Annotated in this window: 2 protein-coding genes; both read right to left on the bottom strand. The window is 69.2% G+C overall.

Features of this window, described 5'->3' with window-relative positions:
* Positions 1-208: hypothetical protein (locus AC1DNK_RS29995; protein WP_477944874.1), on the bottom strand; the 208-nt coding region annotated here is incomplete at its 3' end.
* A 2-nt stretch (positions 209-210) separates the two neighbouring features.
* Positions 211-478, bottom strand: a 268-nt coding sequence (locus AC1DNK_RS29990) for a His/Gly/Thr/Pro-type tRNA ligase C-terminal domain-containing protein (RefSeq protein WP_477944873.1), incomplete at its 5' end; no start/stop codon positions are given.

Here is a 478-nt window from a genome sequence, read left to right as displayed (position 1 = left end):
GGGAGGCCTCGTGGACAACGCCCGCAGCGACCGGGATAGCCACGCCGTCGACGACGTCCTCGGCGACGATGCAGCGCCGCCATGGCGCGTTGCCCGAGGGCGCCAGGGTGCCGCGGAACTGCCGGGCCTGTTCGGTTTCGGGCCCGCCCCAGATTTCGAGCAGGGCGAGATCGTCGCCGTCGCGCCATTCACGGTATTGGATCGCCACGGTCAGGCGCCGATCAGCCGTGCGGCCAGGTAGCCCTCCACCTTGTCCAGGGAGACGCGTTCCTGGCTCATGGTGTCGCGTTCGCGGATGGTGACGGCCTGGTCGTCGAGGGTCTCGAAGTCCACGGTGATGCAGAACGGGGTGCCGATTTCGTCCTGGCGGCGGTAGCGGCGGCCGATGGCGCCGGCGTCGTCGAACTCGATGTTCCAACTCTTGCGCAGCTGCGCGGCGAGGTCCTTGGCCTTCGGGGACAGGTCCTCGTTGCGGCTC

This window comes from Rhizobium sp. 01N424 (genome assembly GCF_056399485.1).
The sequence above is the reverse complement of the archived record's forward strand: the minus strand, read 5'-3'. Positions and strand labels throughout refer to the sequence as shown.